This is a genomic window from Patulibacter medicamentivorans, from assembly GCF_000240225.1.
In the GTDB taxonomy this organism is placed as follows: domain Bacteria; phylum Actinomycetota; class Thermoleophilia; order Solirubrobacterales; family Solirubrobacteraceae; genus Patulibacter; species Patulibacter medicamentivorans.
This window is the reverse complement of sequence record NZ_AGUD01000185.1, coordinates 1-1,090: the sequence shown is the minus strand read 5'-3', so window position 1 is coordinate 1,090 and position 1,090 is coordinate 1. Positions and strand designations below refer to the sequence as shown.

Sequence of the window (1,090 nt, the reverse complement as noted above, 5' to 3'; positions counted from 1 at the left end):
CCCCCTGGCCCGCGCGCTGCCGGCGACGCTGTCCGCCACCCGCCAGGCGCTGCCCGGCCTCTCGCGGCTGCTCGGCGAGCTGCAGTCGACGGCCACCGCGACCGGCCCGGCCCTCGGCGCGGCGCGCGACGGCGCCGACGCGCTTGCGACCGCGGTCCTGGGGCTCGAGCGCCCCGTCGGCCGCCTCGACCCGATCGTCCGCGACATCGACCGCAACCGCGACGGGATCGGCCTGCTCGGCGAGCGCTTCAGCGGGATCTTCTCGACCGCCGACGCCAACGGCACGCTGCTGCGCGGGCTCGGGTTCTTCGAGCCGTTCGACATGGCCAACTTCGGCTTCTCGCCCGACCTGAAGGGCGCCGCCCGCGAGGACGCCAAGCGCCAGGTGGTGCAGGCCGCGCTGCGCGCCTGCCACGGCAACGCCTTCGCCTGCCTGGTGCCGTTCCTGGTCCCCGGCCTGTCCGGGACCGCCGAGCGGGCGGCGGCGCCGAAGGCCGATCCCGCCGGGAGGGCCGGTCGGTGAGCCGCCACGTCTCGCGCGGCGGGCTGGCGCTGCTGCTGCTCTTCCTCGCGACCGGGATCGCGATCTTCCTGTTCCTGGCCGGCCGCTTCGGCGGACCCGCGATCGAGCTGCGGGATCCCTTCCTGCTGCGCGCCCGCGTCGCCGACACGCAGGCGCTGGCGACCCGCTCCGACGTCCGCGTCCGCGGCGTCGTGGTCGGCCACGTGCGGCGGATCGAGCGCTCCGACGGCCGTGCGCTGCTGACCCTCGCGCTCGACGGCACGCCGGTCGCCGTCCACCGCGACGCGACGCTGCGGATCGGGACCAAGACGCCGCTCGGCGAGGGCTACGTCGACCTCGACCCCGGGACCTCGCGCCGGGGCGCGCTGCGCAGCGGTGCCACGCTGGCCGTCGCGGCCGTCCGCCCCGCGGTCGAGATCGACGAGGCGCTGCAGATGCTCGACGCGCCGGCCCGGCGGCACCTGGGGGGCACGCTGCGCAGCTGGGGCGCGGCGACCGCGTCGCCGCGGGCGGCCGAGCAGCTCGCCGGCGCGACCGACGAGCTGCGGCGGACGGTCGACGCCGCCG

At 78.0% G+C, this 1,090-nt stretch carries 2 protein-coding genes; both read left to right on the top strand.

Annotated elements, in window-relative coordinates:
- The coding region (locus tag PAI11_RS27145) for a hypothetical protein (protein WP_040599920.1) at window positions 1–523 on the top strand (523 nt) is incomplete at its 5' end.
- A partial coding sequence (locus PAI11_RS11105; RefSeq protein WP_040599919.1) for an MlaD family protein occupies window positions 520–1,090 on the top strand: 571 nt, incomplete at its 3' end. The genes PAI11_RS27145 and PAI11_RS11105, both read left to right, overlap by 4 nt.